Here is an 18,195-nt window from a genome sequence, read left to right on the forward strand (position 1 = left end):
AAACGCCCCGAAAATCGGGGCGCTGTAGACCGTAGACAAACCTATTTACCGAGCGAAAACGGGAGTAACGGAATAGAAGAGTAAAGCGTTTGCGCCATGGATGGCGCAAGCCGAGCGCACATGGACGTGTTTACAGCGACTTTACGATCTATCCGTTACTCCCGCTCGGCTGACGTTAGCTACTAACCTCTAATCACGGTAGGAGTGAGTTAACCGCATTTCACGCACTTGGCGCTCTGAATCACCTGGAAGAAATCGTTTCCTTTATCATCGACCAGAATAAAGGCTGGGAAATCTTCAACTTCGATTTTCCAGATGGCTTCCATTCCCAGTTCTGGGTATTCCACGCAGGTCAGACTCTTGATGCTGTTCTGCGCCAAAATCGCTGCCGGGCCGCCGATGCTGCCGAGGTAGAAGCCGCCGTGTTTATGGCACGCGTCGGTTACCTGCTGGCTACGGTTACCTTTTGCCAGCATGATCATGCTGCCGCCGTTGGCTTGCAGCAAATCAACGTAGGAATCCATGCGGCCTGCGGTGGTGGGGCCTAATGAACCTGATGGGTAACCTTCTGGCGTTTTTGCCGGTCCCGCGTAGTAAATCGGGTGATCTTTGATGTACTGCGGCAGGCCTTCGCCGTTATCCAGACGTTCCTTCAGCTTGGCATGAGCAATATCACGACCCACGATGATGGTGCCAGTCAGGGAAAGGCGGGTGGAAACCGGATATTGCGACAGCGTCTTCAGGATCTCGGCCATCGGACGGTTCAGATCGATTTTAACCGCATCGCCTTCGCCCGTTTCACGCAGGTGTTCAGGGATATATTTGCCCGGATTCTGCTCTAACTGCTCCAGCCAGATGCCCTTGCGGTTGATCTTGCCTTTGATGTTACGGTCAGCGGAACAGGATACGCCCATACCGACCGGGCACGATGCGCCGTGGCGCGGCAGGCGGATAATCCGCACGTCGTGTGCAAAATATTTGCCGCCGAACTGTGCGCCCAGACCCAGATCGCGCGCCGCTTCCAGAATTTCCTGTTCCAGTGCCACATCGCGGAACGCCTGACCGTGTTCATTACCTTCAGTCGGCAGTTCGTCATAGTACTTGGTTGAGGCCAGCTTCACGGTTTTCAGCGTGGTTTCTGCCGAGGTGCCGCCAATGACAAAGGCGATGTGGTACGGCGGGCAGGCTGCGGTGCCTAGTGAACGCATTTTCTCGATCAGAAAGCTCTTCAGTTTACCCGGCGTCAGTAGCGCTTTGGTTTCCTGATACAGGTAGGTTTTGTTGGCAGAGCCGCCGCCTTTGGTGACGAACAGGAATTTATAGTCTTCGCCCTCGGTGCTGTAGAGATCGATCTGCGCGGGCAGGTTGGTGCCGGTATTGACCTCTTTATACATATCCAGCGCGGCGTTCTGTGAGTAACGCAGATTGTCTTCAATGAATGTGTTGTATACGCCCTTGGACAGCGCTTCGGCATCGTTGCCGCCAGTCCAGACGTTCTGACCTTTTTTACCCACGATGATCGCGGTGCCAGTATCCTGACAGGTCGGCAGAATGCCCTTGGCGGAAATTTCTGAGTTGCGCAGGAATTGCAGGGCAACGTATTTATCGTTTTCGCTAGCCTCTGGATCGCTAAGAATATCGGCAACTTGCTGCTGGTGAGCGGGGCGGAGCATGAAAGAAGCGTCATGGAAGGCTTGTTGGGCCAGAAGAGTCAGCGCCGCTGGCTCGACTTTCAGGATGTCCTGACCTTCAAATTGTGAGACAGAAACAAAGTCGCTGCTTAGCAGGCGATATTCGGTGTCATCTTTACGGAGTGGAAACGGATCTTGGTAATAGAAGGGTTTATTCGACATTTTTTTCTCACTTGCAATTGCATCAATTAGTAAATTTTCACCTTATAGGATTCAGCATCTTATTATTAAGGCGTATTACCGCAGCACGACAGGAATGTCTCGAATACAAAAATAGTATACCCGTCATACTTCAAGTTGCATGTGCGTTGGCCGCGTTACTCGGCACACTGGCGTGAGCCTCGCCCCGTAGGGGCCGCTGCAAGCAGCGTTCAAATCTGCTTTTAGCAGATTTGTCAGTCACCCGAATCACTTACCTGAGTAAGCTCATCGGGATGAAATGAGAGACATCCTGTCTCTCACCGAAGGCCAGCCTCTGGCTGGTCAAATTCGTTCCAGACGAATTTGTCCTTCTCTTGCCGCCTTCCTGAAACTCGAATTATTTAGGGTATAAACGCCATAATAGTATGGTTTTTTGCCGGGAAGTACTACTTTGGTACATCACAATAATAATGGTGTAGCGGGTTATTTTTTCCCTGAGGCGGAGATGCGGAACGGCGGCACAGCATAGGTTTCCTGTGTGCGGGGATACAGGAAACAATACGAGATTGAGCGTGAAAATATTCCTCTTTTAATTGGCTTAATTAAGTAAAGTAAATGGTGAAATTAAAAACAATAACCATTTATTCTTTAATGTTATTTGATGGCGATATAAAGAAATCGTTATTGGCTTTTTATCGCTTGACGAAAAACGAGATCGCCACAAAAGCCACAATGCTGTGGCTGATGTGATCACTTATGTGATTTTGCCAGCGTAATCGCGGCGGTGATGGCGGCACGTGCCTGCGGGCTGTTTTTCCAGCAGGTTGAGCCCGTCAGTGCGGCGGCGTTTGCCACAATATCGCTAACGTCGGCTTCGCTCAACTGCACCAGCGTGGTGAAGCCCATTTGCTCCAGACGGGCGACTACCGCAGGGCCAACGCCTTTTACGGCCAGCAGCGCCTCACGCTCCTGTGGGGAAAACGTCATGATTGTTCCGTAGATAAATCAGCGAATGTCACCATAGTGTAGCGTACTCTCTTGTTGAGCAAGGAGATTGTCGATCATCCACAGCCCAGCCGGTCCGGGTGGATGGGGTTTGGACCAGACGACATCGACGTCAATCCACTGTGGCCAACCCGCCACAGGCAACTCCACCAGTTTTTTCCGATCGTATTGCGCCACCAGCCAGCGCGGCAGAATGCTCCAGCCGTGCCCCTGCTGCGCCATTTCCAACAGCATAAGGTAGGACGGCGCAGACCAAACGATCCCTTCCGGCTGCGGTCGGTCACTGCGTTTATAGGTATTGAGATAGAGCTGACGGATCGTCGCCAGTTGACTACGGGTTACGGTGTTCTCAGTCGCGAGCGGATGGGCTGCCGACACGAAGACGGCCATTTCAGTCTTAACCTGCAAACGCGCGGCGGCGATATCGGGTGGGTAATCCGTTTGGGCGCGTACTAGTCCAACATGCGCGCGATCGGTTTGCAGTAGATCGATGACGTCATCGCCTTCCGCAACCAGACATTCAAATTCAATATCGGGAAAGTTGTGTGCGAAACGCTGAATAACGGGTTCGTAATGGGTGGCCTGCCAGATATCGGACAGCACAAATGTCAGACGGGGTTCGATATGGTTGGCCAGACGAATCGCTAACTCATCCAGTTCCTCACTGGCGGATAAGATGGCCTGTACGTGAGAAAGTACTTTTCTACCTGCCAGCGTCAGAACGGGCTGGTGGCCGGATCGATCAAACAGCGTCAGCCCCAGATCGGTCTCCAAATTCGCTATCGCGGCGCTGATGGTGGACTGGCTTTTATGTAATCGCCGGGCGGCGGCAGAAAACGAGCCTGCATCAACGGTAGTTATAAAAGCCAGCAAGGATTCTGGTGAATATCGCATCTTTATCTATACCCTAAATAATTCGAGTTTCAGGACAAAAACGGCAAGGCGTTTTTGAACAGCGCTTGCGCTGACCCCGGAGGGGGAGGCCGTAAGGCCGAATAACGCGGCGACGCAGTGAATCCCCAGGAGCTTACATCAGTAAGTGACTGGGGTGAGCGACAAATCAGCGTCTAGCTGATTTGAACGCCGCTTGCGGCGGCCCTTTAGGGGGAGGCCGTAAGGCCGAATAACAAAGCCAACGCACATGCAACTTGAAGTATGACGAGTGTATCGCTTTTATCGATGGAATCTAACTTTACTCTACCATCTTATACGATGAAAATAAGGTGGTAATACGATGCCATCCATGGTCATGGCAAAAATTGACCAGTAACGTGCAATAAATAAAAGTGAATGTGCTATGCAGAACAAGACCAGCAAAACCTTACGTGAACGCTTGTACCATGCGGTGGGCTTTGAGCTGATTGCGTTAATGATCTGTGCGCCAGCGGGTGCCTGGCTGCTGAATAAACCGCTTTTCGACATGGGCGCGTTGGCGATTATGCTGTCCAGCGTCGCAATGATCTGGAATATGATCTACAACGCGATATTCGATCGCCTATGGCCAGCGGATCGCGTTAAGCGTCGGCTGCCGATCCGTGTCGCTCACGCACTGGGGTTTGAAGGCGGATTTATCCTGATTGGTCTGCCGCTGGCGGCGTGGATGCTGAATATCACGCTGTGGCAAGCGCTAATGGTGGAGATTGGCTTCTTCCTGTTCTTCCTGCCTTACACTGTGGCGTATAACTGGGCCTACGACACTTTGCGTGAACGTATTGTGAACCGCCGCAATCATGTCCAGCACGTGTCGACCAACTCCCGTCTGCGCTAACCCTGAGTTTCACCGGTGTGTCAGTTTAAAACGCTGATACGCCGGTAGCTCAAGCGATCGCCATAAATACCAGGATGCCACCGTGCGGTAAGGTTGACAGGGCAGGCTGAGCGCCTGCAATTCGCGCGGCTTCGGCATATCCGATAAATCATAGACGTAGCGTAATCCTTGACGAATTCCCAAATCGTCGAGTGGCATGATGTCGGTGCGTTCCAGCGAATAAATCAAAAACATTTCCACCGTCCAGCGTCCGATTCCTTTTAGCGACGTGAGCTGCTGAATGAGCGTGTCGTCGTCCATATTTGCCGCCTGCTCGAGGCTGGGCACCAGCCCGCTCAGCGTACCCTGTGCGATGTCGTGTAGCGTATCTGCTTTGCGGGCGGAAAAGCCGCACTGCCGTAGCGTGTCGGTGGAGCAGGCCAGTATCTGTTCCGGGGTGGGAAAGACATCGCCATGTACCCGCAGGAGTTTTGCGACCATCGCATCTCCGGCACGCGTCGTTAGCTGCTGATAGGCGACGGCGCGCATCAGTGCCTCATAGGGTTCCCGGTGTGGTGCGGTCTGATGGCGACAGTCGCCAACCTGATCGATCACGCTGGCCCAGCGTGTGTTAATGGCGCTGAGATGTGTTTTGGCGCGCTGCATGAAATCCGACGACGGATAGGATGACATAAACGGTTTCCGTGATAAGAACGCAAATAAGAACGCAAAGGACAGGAAACGAGCATAGGTGATTGTCGCGTGGTGCGCTATGTGGGAAGCACTATTCGTATGAGAAAGAAAATCCGAATGAAAAAGCAAGAGTTGGACGTGTGCACTGGGCGGTTTTGGTTTAGCGTTAGCGCATGATGTGACTTTCCGTAATAGTAAGATTGGCAGTAATACTGAAACCGGAATGGGGTGTGTACATGCTTAACGATATGCCGTTTCAGAATGCAGATTCTCGCTGGCAGGCGATAGTGACGCGCAATAAATCGGCTGATGACTGGTTTATCTACGCAGTAAAGACGACGGGCATCTACTGTGCACCGTCTTGCGCATCACGTCAGCCTCGGCGTGAAAATGTGCTGTTCTTCACGACGGCTGATGAAGCGCAGGTGGCGGGGTATCGCCCGTGTAAACGGTGTCGGCAAGGAATCATGTCACGGCAAGAACAGCAGGCACAGCAGATTGCCCGCGCGTGTCGGATGATTGAACAGTCGGAGCGTTCGCCAACGCTGGCGATGCTGGCTCAGGCCGTGGGGATAAGCACGTTCCATTTTCATCGCCTATTCAAAACCACAACCGGTCTGACACCCAAACAGTACGCCAGCGCCCACCGTCACCAGCAGTTACGTGAAAAATTGGCAGACAACGGCGAGGTGACCGCAGCGATTATCGCGGTGGGCTATGACACCAGCGGGCGCTTTTATGCCGAGGCTGGTGCGCATTTAGGGATGACGCCGACGGTGTTTCAGCACAAGGGAAAGGGGATGACGATCCACTTTGCCGTTGGCCGCTGCTCACTTGGTGAGATTTTGGTGGCGGAAAGCGAGAAAGGGATCTGTGCGATCCTGCTGGGAGACGAACCTGAACCTCTGCTCAACTCGCTTCAGGAGATGTTTGCTAATGCGCATTTGATCGGTGGTGATGCGACGTTTGAACAACGGATGGCGCAGGTTGTCGGATTTGTCGACGATCCGACCATCGGGCTGACGCTGCCGCTTGATATTCGCGGTACGGCATTCCAGCAGCGTGTTTGGCAAGCACTACGGGCGATCCCGACAGGAGAAACACTGAGCTACAGTGAGGTTGCTCATCGGATTGGAACGCCCGCTGCCGTGCGCGCTGTCGCGGGTGCCTGTGCGGCGAACAGGCTGGCGGTTGTGATTCCTTGTCATCGTGTGGTGCGGCATGATGGGACGCTGTCCGGCTATCGCTGGGGTATTGAGCGTAAGCGTGCTCTGCTGGAGAAAGAGCAGATGGAAAAAGAACAGATTGTGCATCAGTCAGGGGAATCGTCACTGTGAATTTTGATTTATTTGCCGATGAAGCGCCACCGTTCGGTAAGGCTGACAGGGCAAGCTAAGCGTCTGCAACTCGTGCGGCTTCGGCATCTCCTGCAAATTGTAAACGTAACGCAGCCCTGGAATTATTCAATGGCATGGTGAGTTTTTCGTTTTTCTCTTTGCTCATTTATTTTTCACCGTCTTTGATTTTGCACAATACGTTGCTCCCATACAGGCAACGGTAATTGCCAGTATGCCGCTAGATTGAGCGAAGCTAAGTTTTTCTCCCAATATAAAAAAACCAGATAATGCACTGACGGCGGGCGATGCACTCATCAGAATTCCAAAGGTATTGCTAGATAAGCGGCGCAGCGCATAGATATCCAGTAAAAAAGGTAGCGCACTCGACATAATCGCAATCAAGAAACCGAGCATGAAAATATCGGGAATAAGAAGTGCAAAGCCGCTCTGATAAATACCGATTGGTACGATAAACAGTGAGGCAAAAACAGTGCCAATAGCAACGCCACGACTACCAAACTCTGCCGCTTTGCTGCCAACTCGTACGTACATTCCCCAGCAAAAAGCGGCGGCTATGACGTAGGCGATCCCGCGTGGATCTAGGGAACCATTCTGGTTGCCTAACGGTAGTAGTAGAAGTCCAAGAATGGCAAAACTGATCCATACCAAATCGGATTTTTGGCGCGAAGCGAGCATTGCAACGGTGAGTGGCCCCAATACTTCAATGGAAATGGCGATGCCCACGGGAATGTATTTGAATGACATATAGATGAGGATGTTCATTGCCCCCATCATCACACCGTAGACGGCGAGAGTTTTCCATCCCTTTTTGTCCGTTCGTAATTGCCAGGGTTTAAATACGGCAGCGAGCAACAGCATGGCGATACCCACTCTTAGCGCAGACATACCAAATGGCCCCACCACGGAAAAGGCACTTTTGGCAAAAGCAGCCCCCACCTGGATAGAAATAAGCGAAACGAAAACAGCCAGTAATGGCAGGTGAACGGATTTATTCATTATGGTGTCGATATTTCTTGGTTAAAAAAGAACAAGTTGGCAAATATTTAGAAAAACGGTTTTGCCGCCATCATTGGTATCGTTAGCGCGGTAAATTTTACCAATGACATGGTGGTGGATGTGTGCAAACATCTTCATGTAATGCATTTAAATTGACGTAAAGCGGCAAGATATTTTATTTTTTGAAGGAAACGGCTAAGTATGAAATTAGACGCTATCGATCGTCGTATCCTTGCTGCTTTGGTCAGCAACGGCAGAATGACTACAGCAGAGGTGGCAGAACGCATCGGGCTTTCGCCTACGCCTTGTGGGAGACGTATCCGGCAGATGGAAATGGCTGGGGTGATTGAGGGGTATTCTGTAAAGCTGAATCCCAATGCACTTGGTCTGGGGATTTGTGTTCTGATTTCAGTTAAATTGTCTCGTCCTAATCCTGGAGCGCATCGAGAGTTTGTTAACGCGGTGAAAGGCATGGAAGAAGTCACAGAGTGTATGCTTGTGACAGGAGAAAGTGATTACATGCTGAGAGTATGGGTAAAAAGCATGGACACGCTGGCGGATTTTGTCACTACCGAGCTTCAGGGGATACCTTGTGTCGCAGAAACGTCGACTACGCTTGTGATGAAACACATTGGCGGGACACCGTTGGTTCCCTAGTGAGATAGGCTAAATACCGTGAATTTTGATTTATTTGCCGATGAAACGCCACGTCGCTGGACAGAAACGCTGGCGCCGGGTGCGGTCATCCAGCGTGGTCGCGCCTATGACGACGCCCCGGCGTTGTTTGCGGCACTGAAAACCGTCATTGCACGTGCGCCACTGCGTAATATGATCACGCCGGGCGGCTTTGCGATGTCGGTGGCAATGAGTAACTGCGGTCGGCTCGGCTGGGTGACGGATGAACGCGGCTATCGTTACACCTCACGCGATCCGCTGAACGGGGAAGCGTGGCCTGCGATGCCGGAGATTTTTTTCCGATTGGCGAAGCAGGCGGCGAGCGACGCTGGTTTTGCAGATTTTGAACCGGATGCCTGTCTGATCAACCGCTATGATGTTGGCACGCGTATGTCTCTGCATCAGGATAAAAACGAACGGGATTTTCGCCAGCCAATTGTGTCCGTCTCGCTGGGGCTCAGTGCGACGTTCCTGTTTGGCGGTATGGTGCGTAGCGATAGAGCAAAACGAGTTCCGCTGACACACGGCGATGTGGTGGTCTGGGGCGGCGAATCGCGGCTCTATTTTCACGGTATACTGCCGTTGAAAAATGGCAGCGTGCCGGAAGGAATGACCGATGAATGCCGTTTTAATCTGACGTTTCGTAAAGCGGGATAAGGGGAAGCACAGGGAGGCTTCCCCTGTGGTTCCCCGGTGTCTCTCGATGCTCAAACGATCGAGACTAGGTTTAAGGGTAGGGCTTATTTTTTGCTGAACTTCATGTAATCAAGGGCGCTTTCTGCCGCGATACGACCGGAGTTGAGCGCAAAGCCAAACGTGCCGCCGCCTAACAGCAGATCGTAGGTATCGCCGTACATACCTGCCGCATCGTTACCCGTGACGTACAAACCCGGAATGACCTCGCCGGATTTATCTATCGCCTGCATTTTCTCGTCGATCTTCACGCCGCCGAGTGTACCCAGCGCGGCGGGCTGCATTCTCACCGCATAGAATGGTCCGGTTTTTACCGGACGTAGGTAATCCATGTTCTTGTTAAACACCTCATCCCGTTTCTGCGCCGCAAACGTGTTGTTTTCTTCCAACGTATGCTTCAGCACGCTGGCATCAACCCCCATCTCTTTTGCCAGCCCATCAACGGTGGCGGATTTGAAGACGAAGCCGCGATTTTTCTGACTTTCTTTCGTAAATTCGCTATCAAATTTTGTCAGCTTGGTATTGGCGATCACCCATTCGCCAATCGGCACGTCAATGCCGTCTTCGACGTAATGCTTACGGGAGGTTTCGTCGAAAATGGAGTACATGATGCCGCCCGCCTTTGACAGCGCGTTGCCGGAGTGTGGCCAGATAATGACATTGGATTCATCGGTAAAGCGGCGGCCGTGTTGGTCAACCCACAGATAGGGTTGACGCGCGGCGGCCAGCAGGTGAGAGTTGGGGGCGTAGTCTGGTAGGCCGGGGCGATAGGCTTGCAGCAGCCCGAGGCCGTCCGGTTTGGCACCGGCTTTCCAGGCCATATTAATCCCGTCGCCGTCTTTACCGACGTTGCCAACCATAATGGTGTCGGGGAACGCGGCGTATTTTTGCAGCATCTCTTTATTGTTGGCGTAGCCACCGGTTGCGATGATGACAGCCTTGGCGTCTATCTGGAAGGTATTGCCTTCGCTATCTTGTGCGATGACGCCCGTGACTTTACCGTCTTTCACGACCAGATCTTTACCCGCCGTTTTTACCAGCGTGGTGACATCCATACTTTTAAACTGCTCGTGGAATGTCTTGATCAGGTGGCGTCCGTGGCCGGGGCCGTCAATCACATGCCAGGTCAACATACCGCCGGGGCCACCGGGGCCGATGTATTCAAATTTGATGCCTTTCGACTTCACCCACTCAATGGTGTCTGCGGAACGGTTTACGAAGGCGCGAACCACGAAGGGATTGGCCATCCAGTGGCTGTACTCCATGATGGTCTTAAAGGCCATATCGGGCGTTACCACAATTCCCTGACGTTTCTGCATGCTGCTGTTGGCCGCGAAGATGCCTTCGGCAAAATTACCTGTGCCACCGACAACAGGCTGTTTTTCCAGTAAGACGATTTTTGCCCCTTTTTCCGCGGAAGCCATGGTTGCCGAGGTGCCAGCCGCACCCGCCCCGATGATCACGATATCGGCGCTTTTCGGGATGTCCGGCTTTGCTGCGTCCGCCGCTTGTGCGGTAGACCAGCTCATCATCGAGAGACAGAGCGTCGCGAGTACACGTTTTCTGAAGCGTTTCATGATGTTTTCCTTGATGTGATTAATATTCTTACAACACGGTGTGTGACCGCCGTGTTCCCGCTGCCGTGTTTCGCGTATTGAGAGCGTTGCGCGTGGAGAACCGGGCGGTATTAATTCGCTTTGGCCTGTGAATACGCGTCTTCCGACGCCTCTTTTACCGCCTCGCTGGTCATCGTGGCGCCAGATATCCCATCAACCTGTATGCTCTGTTTTTCGGTCATGGTTTTTGCGAGTTCAATGGCGGCTTCCCCACCGACTTCGGGGGTCTCTTCCGGGGCATCAATCGTCGATTTGAGGACTTTCCCTTGCGCATCGATATCTAACGTAACGGTGACGTCTCCACCGATCCCCTGTCTGGCGGCGGAATAAGTCCCGGCTTTAAAATTCCCTTCTTGTGCAACGGCGGTTCCCATTACGAATAACAAGCAAAGCGGAAGGATTCCTGAGCATATTTTCATATCAATAGTTCCATGAGTTTTTGAATGAATACGGTGAATAGCCACGTTATCTCCCATGAATAAAGTGATAGCCGTCATTGTTATTGAGTGGCCTGAATATCAGGCAGCACATCGGTAAGCCAAGGCCGAGTAATAAAAACAACAGGCTAAAAGGATTAAGATTGAAGAGGACTTCAAACTGGGAAAGAAAACGCAAGATTGGGAACGTTAGCGTCATACTGAGCATGACGGAAAGCAATTGGCTAATAGTCAGTAGATTATTACCGCTATGGTACGTGCTGTTATTCAGGTTGCTAAAAGCCAGCGTGCTTTCTGCTGAATATAAGGTCGAAATCAGCACACCCAACAGCATGACGATAATGCCGATGAAGGGCATTGCTCTCTCTTGTACGGCGGCACTCAGGGCGAGAACGCACAGCGACGTTACACTGGTTGACAGCATCAACAGCCGCCGGTAGCCAATACGCTTGACCAGCGGCTCGAACAGCAACTTTGACAGCAGTGCGCCACTGGAAAAAATCAGTAAAATCAGGCTGGTTTCGGCGGGTTGGCAGGCCAGCGTCGTTTGTAGCGTTAATGAAAGGACGACTGGCGTTGACGCCAGTAGCGTGCGCGTCGCGATGCCGCCAATAATACCGACAGAAAAGGTTCTAATGCTAAACAGGGCGCGCGGGAATAAGGCTGTTTCTGCAATGAGGTGTTGTCGGTAGTAAAGAAAAACCAGCCCCAGCGTGCTGCAAGACAGAAATAACATGACGAACGTTGGCAATATATTTTTCGTGGCGCTGGTTAACATGAAAGCGATAAGAAATAACATCAAAATGGGAAAGGCCACTTCATAGGCACCCGTGCGTGACGTCTCGTTTATCGCTGCAACTGGTATATATTTGCTTGCCAGAAAAAAGCAGACGAAAGCCAGTGGAATATTGACGAGGAAAATAGCCTGCCACGAGAGAAAGCTAACCAGAATATTACCGAGCACGGGGCCGAGCAGGGTGCCAAGCAATCCCAACAAGGTCACCCGATTAAGAAAGCGTAACTTCAGGCTCTGCGGTGTGGTACGCAATATCACGGTTCTGATGATGGGTAACATAAGCGCACCGCCAATGCCTTGAATAAAGCGGTACACGCTTAAGCTGCCGAGTGTGGTAGCCGTCATGCACAGTAGCGAACCGAGTGTGAAAGTGGCGATCGCTATCTGGTAGGTTTTCCTTTCTCCGAGTCGTTCCGCCAGCCAGCTATTGGCCGGCGTAAACGCGACGACCGTGACAATATAAGAAATCACGATCGTTTCCATATGCAACACCGGTTGACGCAGCGACTGCGCGATAGCTGGAATAGCGGTATACACCATGGTGGTATCCACGGATTGCATGAAAAAGGTGGTTGAGGCAATCCAGAATAAAACCCATGACGTATTCATTTTAGGCCACCGTCATTTGTCCGGCGTAAAGCACGAACAGTCGTAGCAGGAACACGCCGAACAGGCTCATGACGGCTAAGGTAATCACTTGCCCTTTGCCGGAATAAGCAGAAGATTTGCGTACCCGATTGATAATCGAGGGGATCACAATGCCGATGCCGATAACGCCAATCCAGAATACGCTTCCCCAGAAGCCTGACAGTGCGGTCTGAGCGGCGACAACTTTTTGCCCGCCGCCAAGCAGCAGCCCGACAAAAAACGCCAGCAGTAGGAACAGCTCGGCATACACCACCGGGGTTTCTACACGATGGATGAAGTGCAGGGAGCGTGAATCTCCAGAGGTCTGACGCCCCCACGCGCTGGCCAGCAGCATGACGGCAATACCGGATGTGGTACCGGATACTAAAAACAGGACGGGCAGAACGGGGTTATTCAAGAGCGGGAACGATTTCAGGGCGGACAGCAGAAAGCCGGTATAGCAGCCGAGCAGGATGGCCAACACCAGCAGCAAGTTTTCAATCAGTGCGGCCTTGTTGACGATTGTCGCCGCCACCTTACGCGCTAGTGCAGCCAGTGCGGGACGGTGCCAGACGGCCTCAAGCTGCGTCAGCCATCCGTCATGGTAAAGCGTGATGAGCCATAACAGCATCACGACGAAATACACCTGAAAGAGCATCACCCCAAGCGACATGATGGAAGTGGGATTGTAAAAGATCATCAAATACCAAAAGGTCAGCGGTTGAGTCAGGTGAAAAATCAGAATCACTAGCCCGAGGATGACGGCAAGCGGTGCCACGATGGCGGTGGCTTTGATCACGCGATTACTGCCGTGATATTCGCTGGGAACATAGCGCCTGAGGAGCATAGAGAGCGTGACCATCCCCGCTGAAATGCCGACCAGAAGAAGGTAAACGGCGATGGGCCAGTCCCACACCAGCGTGTCGAACGTGAAGGCGTTATGCATTGTCGATGGCTCCTCGTTTCCCTGGAATACGATAGAGTTGGGGTTCGGTGCCCAGATAAACCTTGGAGCGGTAGGTCGCGTTGCTCTCAATCATCTTGGCAATGTTGCTTTCAGGATCGTTAAGATCGCCAAATACCAACGCTTTGGTCGGGCAAATCTCGACGCAGGCGGGCTGTTTCCCGGCGGCTAGATTGGATTCGCGACAAAAATTGCATTTGTCGGCCGTTTTCGTGACGGGGTTGATGAAGCGCACATGGTAAGGGCACGCGGCAATACAATAGCGGCAGCCCACGCAACGTTTATCGTTGACGTCGACAATACCAGTGAGCGCATCTTTGAAGGACGCCCCCGTTGGACAGACGGCAACGCAGGGCGGATTCTCACAGTGCTGACAGGACTTACGGAAAAATTGCTTAATCGCACGTGTTTTCTCGACAGCGGGAATGTCGACGGTTTGCAATATATCCAAGCGCGTGACGCCATCAGGGACGTTATTCGTTTCTTTGCAGGCCTTGATACAGGCTTTGCATCCGATACAACGCATTTCGTTATGTAATAAACCATATTTAACGGCTAATTTACCCTGCGTTTTTTCTGGTTCATTTTGCGCTTGAGCGAGGCCGACATTTCCGCTAACAGCAATCGCACTTCCCATATAGGCAATAAAACGACGGCGAGATAATTCTTCCATATTATAAATCTTCACAGTGAGGTGAAATTTGCGTGAATACCCAATTTTTCATGGATGTTATTAATCCAGCAATAGCGCTAATATTTCGCACGTTGACGCGAATAAAAAACAGTGATTCATCATTACGATGAAAATAATAAATAGGCCATGTTGTTATTGTGGCTTTATTGGAGCATGGCGATAAAAGGCTAAATGTGACCAAGCGCACATTTGTTTTTTTGTAGAATCGTATATGACAAATATGGATTTGTTATAAGTGAATTTTGATTTTATTTATTCCTCTCGTTCATTTAAGAAATCGTGTTTCTATTGTATAGACGTACGCTGTTATTTTTATTCTCGTGATAAAAGTGAATAATTGATGTGTGTCAGATTACTTGTTTTTTATATGAGGAATGTAGGGAGAGATAAATGGATGATGACCTTTTTTGTAACAAATAAAAAACGTTAGTGCTTAATAGCACTAACGTTTATGTAGTATGCGTCATTCAGTGTGCAGATTGATGTCAGGGTTTTAGGTGTTTATCAAGAAAGCGGACGGTAATTTGCATGATTTCCGGTTGTAACCAGTGTGGCCCGCCGTGCTCTGCGCCCTTAACGCTGTAGTAGGTCGATTCGATATTTTTTGCCGTCAGAGCCTGATGCAGTCGCTCGGTCTGGCGTGGAGAAACTATCGTATCGTTCGTGCCGTGCATGATGAGAAATGGAGGCGTGGCATTGCTGATAAAGTTAATCGGGTTAGCCGCTGCCGCTTTGTCTGGATAACGGGTGATTGCACCTCCTTCATTAAACACCGCAGTGCCGTTGACCCAGATAGCTTCAGTCGCAGAAGGTGATGCGTGTTTCTGCACGACATCGTCAGGGAAGCCTTCACCGACGAGCGTCAGGTCGGATAATCCATAGAAATCGATAACGGCCTGGACATCACTACTTTGATCGAGATTATCGCCTTTATCGTAGGTTTTTGAACCATTCGTCGTCCCGGCAAACGCTGCCAGATAGCCTCCCGCCGAGGCACCGAAAACAGCAGCATGCTGACCATCAATACCGAATCTTTTCGCGTTTGCTCGCAGATAGCGAATCGCGGACTTTACATCTTCCAGCGGCGAAGGGAAAAGTACGGTAGGAGCGACACGATATTCCATGCTGGCAACGACGTAACCCGCTTCGGCAAGGCTAAGACGCTGTTGCAGATAATTATCTTTATTGGCGTTAATGAAGCCGCCGCCGGTAATGAATAATACGACGGGGAGGGCTTTCTTCGCCTCAGGCTGAAGAATATCCATTTTTAATGCAACATTTGGATAGCCCCGCATTGATACCTGAGAATAAACGACATCGGAGATTAACTTCACCGATGTCGTTTCCTGCTTGACGGTGATTTCATGTTGATTCTGTGCTGCATTGATTGCTGTAGCGCTCATCATTGCCAAGGTCGCCAACCCTATTTTTGTTGTTTTCGAATAATCCATATCTTAAATCCTTTTGTTAGGGGGATGTGAATTTTTTCAACTTGTGATAGGTAATGTTGTATTTGTAAAAATAATATTAAAAAATCTTTATTAAAATGATTTGAGCATTCTTGCTGGGATTAATTATTTTCTCCTTGATAATAAGTTGACTATATCTGCTATTAACGCTATTTCTCATGAATTAAATGTGCATCTAATCACATTTGATTATTTACAAATCCCTATAATTGTCATTATGGGTGGTTATAAACGAGACAGTTGATGCGTAATATAAAACAATGTTGAGTATAAAGCGTGTGATTTATTATCAGGAACTCATTCGAGTTGGGAGTTTCACTAAAGCGGCGAAGGCGCTGAATATTTCTCAGGCTTTTTTGTCACAGGAGATCGCACGCCTGGAGATTGAAACGGAAAGAAAACTGATCAACAGAACCACTCGACAGTTTTCTCTGACGCCATTTGGGAAGATCTTTGCTGACAAAATTCAGGGGATGATTAAAGAACACTATGAGTTGGAGCAGTTTGTCAGCAGCTATGAGGAAAGCTCGGACGGTGCGCTACTGGTTGGCGTGATCCCGATTTTTAATCGTCTGGCGCACTACAATGTGTTTAACCTGTTTCAGAAAGCCTATCCCAATATCGATATCTCTTTCATTGACGGCGTGAGCACCGATTTACTGGAAAGGGTGCGCAACGGCGAGATCCATCTGTCTTTCTCGACGCCTTTTGATGAATATCTGAGCGATCCTTTATTTCATCACACCATTTGTCAGATTGATGACATTGTTGCCGTGATGGCGACGTCGCATCCCCTTGCTGACAATAAAATGCTAAGTCTGCCGCAGCTGGTAAAAGAAAAGCTGATCGTTCCGCAGAAAGGAACCGGGGAGCATGCCGCTGTTTCTGAATCCTTCGCCAGACAGGGGATCAATCCCAGCTACTTCCGTGAATGCAGCAACATGGACATCATTATGGATCTGGTGATCAACCTGTCTGGCGTCGTTTTCCTGTGTTCGTCCGTCGCCAAAAGCCTGACTGCCTACGATGTTGCCGTGATTCCACTGGAAGAAAAGTTGAAAAGGACGTTCGCCATTAGCTACCTGAAGCGCAGCGTGAATATTCCCATGGTGCGCCTGTTTTTGGATTTTCTGAAAGATTACCGCGAGCCCGATCGGTAGCGCGTTTACTCCCCCCGCAATTCATTCCAGTTCCTTTTCTCCACTATTCACGGGTTTTAGATGAATGTTGCAAATGTGAATAAATGTGAGGCAATTCAAATTATCGTTATTAATATACTTGTATGGTAGTCAGCATAAACGAATGGCTACATGCATAGAAGGATAAGTAACGTGAAGATTGTCAGCGCTGAAGTGTTTGTCACCTGCCCGGGACGGAACTTTGTCACCCTGAAAATTACAACAGATAGCGGATTAACCGGCCTCGGCGATGCGACGCTCAATGGGCGTGAGCTGCCGGTTGCCTCTTACCTCAAAGATCATGTGTGTCCGCAGCTTATCGGGCGTGACGCGCACCAGATTGAAGACATTTGGCAGTATTTCTACAAAGGCGCGTACTGGCGTCGTGGACCCGTGACCATGTCCGCGATTTCGGCGGTCGACATGGCGCTGTGGGATATCAAGGCTAAAGCCGCCAACATGCCGCTTTATCAACTGCTGGGCGGCGCATCGCGCACGGGCGTTATGGTGTATTGCCACACGACAGGCCACTCGATTGATGAAGTGTTGGATGATTACGCTAAGCATCGCGATCAGGGTTTCAAGGCGATTCGCGTGCAGTGCGGCGTGCCGGGCATGAAAACCACCTATGGCATGGCGAAAGGAAAAGGGCTGGCGTATGAGCCCGCGACGAAAGGCAATTGGCCGGAAGAGCAACTGTGGTCCACAGAAAAATATCTCGATTTCACGCCGAAGCTGTTTGAAGCGGTGCGCGATAAGTTTGGCTTCAACGAGCACCTGTTACACGACATGCATCATCGCCTGACGCCGATTGAAGCGGCGCGCTTTGGTAAAAGCGTTGAAGATCATCGTCTCTTCTGGATGGAAGACCCGACGCCGGCGGAAAATCAGGCGTGCTTCCGTTTAATCCGTCAGCACACCGTCACGCCGATTGCCGTCGGTGAAGTCTTTAACAGCATTTGGGATTGTAAACAGCTGATTGAAGAACAGCTTATCGACTACATCCGCACCACGATTACCCACGCGGGCGGGATTACCGGTATGCGTCGTATCGCCGACTTTGCGTCGCTCTATCAGGTACGCACCGGTTCGCACGGGCCGTCGGATCTGTCACCTATCTGCATGGCGGCGGCGCTGCATTTTGACCTCTGGGTGCCAAACTTCGGTGTGCAGGAATACATGGGCTATTCGGAGCAAATGCTGGAAGTGTTCCCACATAGCTGGACATTCGATAACGGCTACATGCACCCAGGCGAAAAGCCGGGGTTGGGCATCGAGTTCGATGAAAAGTTGGCGGCCAAATATCCCTATGACCCCGCTTATTTGCCGGTTGCCCGTCTGGAAGACGGTACGTTGTGGAATTGGTAATAAAATAATTATAGTGCATTAATGAATAGAACACCTTACCTACCTAA

The 18,195-nt window shown here is 50.8% G+C and carries 17 protein-coding genes; 6 read left to right on the forward strand and 11 right to left on the reverse strand.

The window, feature by feature from the left end; all coding sequences use genetic code 11:
• Positions 1-209: 209 nt before the first annotated feature.
• From fumA to E2566_RS04280, 3 genes are all read right to left on the reverse strand, one after another.
• Entirely contained in the window at positions 210-1,853 is a 1,644-nt protein-coding gene (gene fumA / locus E2566_RS04270; RefSeq protein WP_107171056.1) for a class I fumarate hydratase FumA, read from the reverse strand.
• Positions 1,854-2,582: 729 nt separating this feature from the next.
• Positions 2,583-2,819, reverse strand: coding sequence for a Pathogenicity locus (locus tag E2566_RS04275; protein WP_107168221.1), 237 nt, complete (start codon positions 2,817-2,819; stop codon positions 2,583-2,585).
• Positions 2,820-2,837: 18 nt separating this feature from the next.
• Positions 2,838-3,731: a LysR family transcriptional regulator gene (locus E2566_RS04280; RefSeq protein WP_107168220.1), complete on the reverse strand. Its 894-nt coding sequence runs from the start codon at positions 3,729-3,731 to the stop codon at positions 2,838-2,840.
• 403 nt (positions 3,732-4,134) lie between these two features.
• Here E2566_RS04280 and E2566_RS04285 point away from each other — a divergent pair, with 403 nt between their 5' ends.
• Entirely contained in the window at positions 4,135-4,605 is a 471-nt protein-coding gene (locus E2566_RS04285) for a multidrug/biocide efflux PACE transporter (protein ID WP_107168219.1), read from the forward strand.
• Between the two features lie 9 nt (positions 4,606-4,614).
• Here E2566_RS04285 and E2566_RS04290 read toward each other — a convergent pair whose 3' ends face one another.
• Positions 4,615-5,277, reverse strand: coding sequence for a DNA-3-methyladenine glycosylase family protein (locus E2566_RS04290; RefSeq protein WP_107168218.1), 663 nt, complete (start codon positions 5,275-5,277; stop codon positions 4,615-4,617).
• 236 nt (positions 5,278-5,513) lie between these two features.
• Here E2566_RS04290 and ada point away from each other — a divergent pair, with 236 nt between their 5' ends.
• Positions 5,514-6,614, forward strand: a complete 1,101-nt coding sequence (gene ada / locus E2566_RS04295; RefSeq protein WP_107168217.1) for a bifunctional DNA-binding transcriptional regulator/O6-methylguanine-DNA methyltransferase Ada — start codon at positions 5,514-5,516, stop codon at positions 6,612-6,614.
• A gap of 162 nt (positions 6,615-6,776) precedes the next feature.
• On the opposite strand, the gene E2566_RS04300 is transcribed toward ada, so the two are convergent.
• Positions 6,777-7,631, reverse strand: a complete 855-nt coding sequence (locus E2566_RS04300) for an EamA family transporter (protein ID WP_107168216.1) — start codon at positions 7,629-7,631, stop codon at positions 6,777-6,779.
• Between the two features lie 201 nt (positions 7,632-7,832).
• Here E2566_RS04300 and E2566_RS04305 point away from each other — a divergent pair, with 201 nt between their 5' ends.
• Both E2566_RS04305 and alkB read left to right on the forward strand, forming a co-directional pair.
• Positions 7,833-8,288 (forward strand): Lrp/AsnC family transcriptional regulator, encoded by a 456-nt coding sequence (locus E2566_RS04305; protein WP_094432061.1) that lies wholly within the window; start codon positions 7,833-7,835, stop codon positions 8,286-8,288.
• Positions 8,289-8,306: 18 nt separating this feature from the next.
• Positions 8,307-8,963: a DNA oxidative demethylase AlkB gene (alkB, locus tag E2566_RS04310; protein ID WP_107168215.1), complete on the forward strand. Its 657-nt coding sequence runs from the start codon at positions 8,307-8,309 to the stop codon at positions 8,961-8,963.
• Between the two features lie 83 nt (positions 8,964-9,046).
• Here the strand turns inward: alkB and E2566_RS04315 are convergent, their stop codons facing one another.
• The 6 genes from E2566_RS04315 to E2566_RS04340 form a co-directional block, all read right to left on the reverse strand.
• Positions 9,047-10,576: an FAD-dependent oxidoreductase gene (locus tag E2566_RS04315; RefSeq protein WP_107168214.1), complete on the reverse strand. Its 1,530-nt coding sequence runs from the start codon at positions 10,574-10,576 to the stop codon at positions 9,047-9,049.
• 110 nt (positions 10,577-10,686) lie between these two features.
• Entirely contained in the window at positions 10,687-11,034 is a 348-nt protein-coding gene (locus E2566_RS04320) for an FMN-binding protein (protein WP_107168213.1), read from the reverse strand.
• A gap of 46 nt (positions 11,035-11,080) precedes the next feature.
• Positions 11,081-12,457, reverse strand: a complete 1,377-nt coding sequence (locus E2566_RS04325) for an MFS transporter (protein ID WP_107168212.1) — start codon at positions 12,455-12,457, stop codon at positions 11,081-11,083.
• A gap of 1 nt (position 12,458) precedes the next feature.
• Complete coding sequence (nrfD, locus tag E2566_RS04330; protein ID WP_107168211.1) at positions 12,459-13,421, reverse strand: cytochrome c nitrite reductase subunit NrfD; 963 nt, start codon at positions 13,419-13,421, stop codon at positions 12,459-12,461.
• Positions 13,414-14,112 (reverse strand): 4Fe-4S dicluster domain-containing protein, encoded by a 699-nt coding sequence (locus E2566_RS04335; protein ID WP_107168210.1) that lies wholly within the window; start codon positions 14,110-14,112, stop codon positions 13,414-13,416. Before E2566_RS04335 ends, nrfD begins: the two co-directional genes overlap by 8 nt.
• Before the next feature lie 506 nt (positions 14,113-14,618).
• Positions 14,619-15,584 (reverse strand): alpha/beta hydrolase, encoded by a 966-nt coding sequence (locus E2566_RS04340; RefSeq protein WP_107168209.1) that lies wholly within the window; start codon positions 15,582-15,584, stop codon positions 14,619-14,621.
• A gap of 278 nt (positions 15,585-15,862) precedes the next feature.
• On the opposite strand from E2566_RS04340, the gene E2566_RS04345 reads away from it, so the two are divergent.
• Complete coding sequence (locus tag E2566_RS04345; protein ID WP_107168208.1) at positions 15,863-16,762, forward strand: LysR family transcriptional regulator; 900 nt, start codon at positions 15,863-15,865, stop codon at positions 16,760-16,762.
• A 171-nt stretch (positions 16,763-16,933) separates the two neighbouring features.
• Positions 16,934-18,148: a D-mannonate dehydratase ManD gene (gene manD / locus E2566_RS04350; protein ID WP_107168207.1), complete on the forward strand. Its 1,215-nt coding sequence runs from the start codon at positions 16,934-16,936 to the stop codon at positions 18,146-18,148.
• Positions 18,149-18,195: the final 47 nt, after the last annotated feature.

Source organism: Pectobacterium punjabense (assembly GCF_012427845.1).
Classification (GTDB): domain Bacteria; phylum Pseudomonadota; class Gammaproteobacteria; order Enterobacterales; family Enterobacteriaceae; genus Pectobacterium; species Pectobacterium punjabense.

Excerpts from the sequence above, each read along its gene's own strand:
- E2566_RS04340 (WP_107168209.1), bottom strand. The coding sequence starts at position 15,584 with ATGGATTATTCGAAAACAACAAAAATAGGGTTGGCGACCTTGGCAATG.
- E2566_RS04300 (WP_107168216.1), bottom strand. The coding sequence starts at position 7,631 with ATGAATAAATCCGTTCACCTGCCATTACTGGCTGTTTTCGTTTCGCTT.
- E2566_RS04280 (WP_107168220.1), bottom strand. The coding sequence starts at position 3,731 with ATGCGATATTCACCAGAATCCTTGCTGGCTTTTATAACTACCGTTGAT.
- fumA (WP_107171056.1), bottom strand. The coding sequence starts at position 1,853 with ATGTCGAATAAACCCTTCTATTACCAAGATCCGTTTCCACTCCGTAAA.
- E2566_RS04290 (WP_107168218.1), bottom strand. The coding sequence starts at position 5,277 with ATGTCATCCTATCCGTCGTCGGATTTCATGCAGCGCGCCAAAACACAT.
- E2566_RS04325 (WP_107168212.1), bottom strand. The coding sequence starts at position 12,457 with ATGAATACGTCATGGGTTTTATTCTGGATTGCCTCAACCACCTTTTTC.
- E2566_RS04335 (WP_107168210.1), bottom strand. The coding sequence starts at position 14,112 with ATGGAAGAATTATCTCGCCGTCGTTTTATTGCCTATATGGGAAGTGCG.
- E2566_RS04275 (WP_107168221.1), bottom strand. The coding sequence starts at position 2,819 with ATGACGTTTTCCCCACAGGAGCGTGAGGCGCTGCTGGCCGTAAAAGGC.
- E2566_RS04305 (WP_094432061.1), top strand. The coding sequence starts at position 7,833 with ATGAAATTAGACGCTATCGATCGTCGTATCCTTGCTGCTTTGGTCAGC.
- E2566_RS04315 (WP_107168214.1), bottom strand. The coding sequence starts at position 10,576 with ATGAAACGCTTCAGAAAACGTGTACTCGCGACGCTCTGTCTCTCGATG.
- E2566_RS04345 (WP_107168208.1), top strand. The coding sequence starts at position 15,863 with ATGTTGAGTATAAAGCGTGTGATTTATTATCAGGAACTCATTCGAGTT.
- E2566_RS04320 (WP_107168213.1), bottom strand. The coding sequence starts at position 11,034 with ATGAAAATATGCTCAGGAATCCTTCCGCTTTGCTTGTTATTCGTAATG.
- E2566_RS04285 (WP_107168219.1), top strand. The coding sequence starts at position 4,135 with ATGCAGAACAAGACCAGCAAAACCTTACGTGAACGCTTGTACCATGCG.
- nrfD (WP_107168211.1), bottom strand. The coding sequence starts at position 13,421 with ATGCATAACGCCTTCACGTTCGACACGCTGGTGTGGGACTGGCCCATC.
- ada (WP_107168217.1), top strand. The coding sequence starts at position 5,514 with ATGCTTAACGATATGCCGTTTCAGAATGCAGATTCTCGCTGGCAGGCG.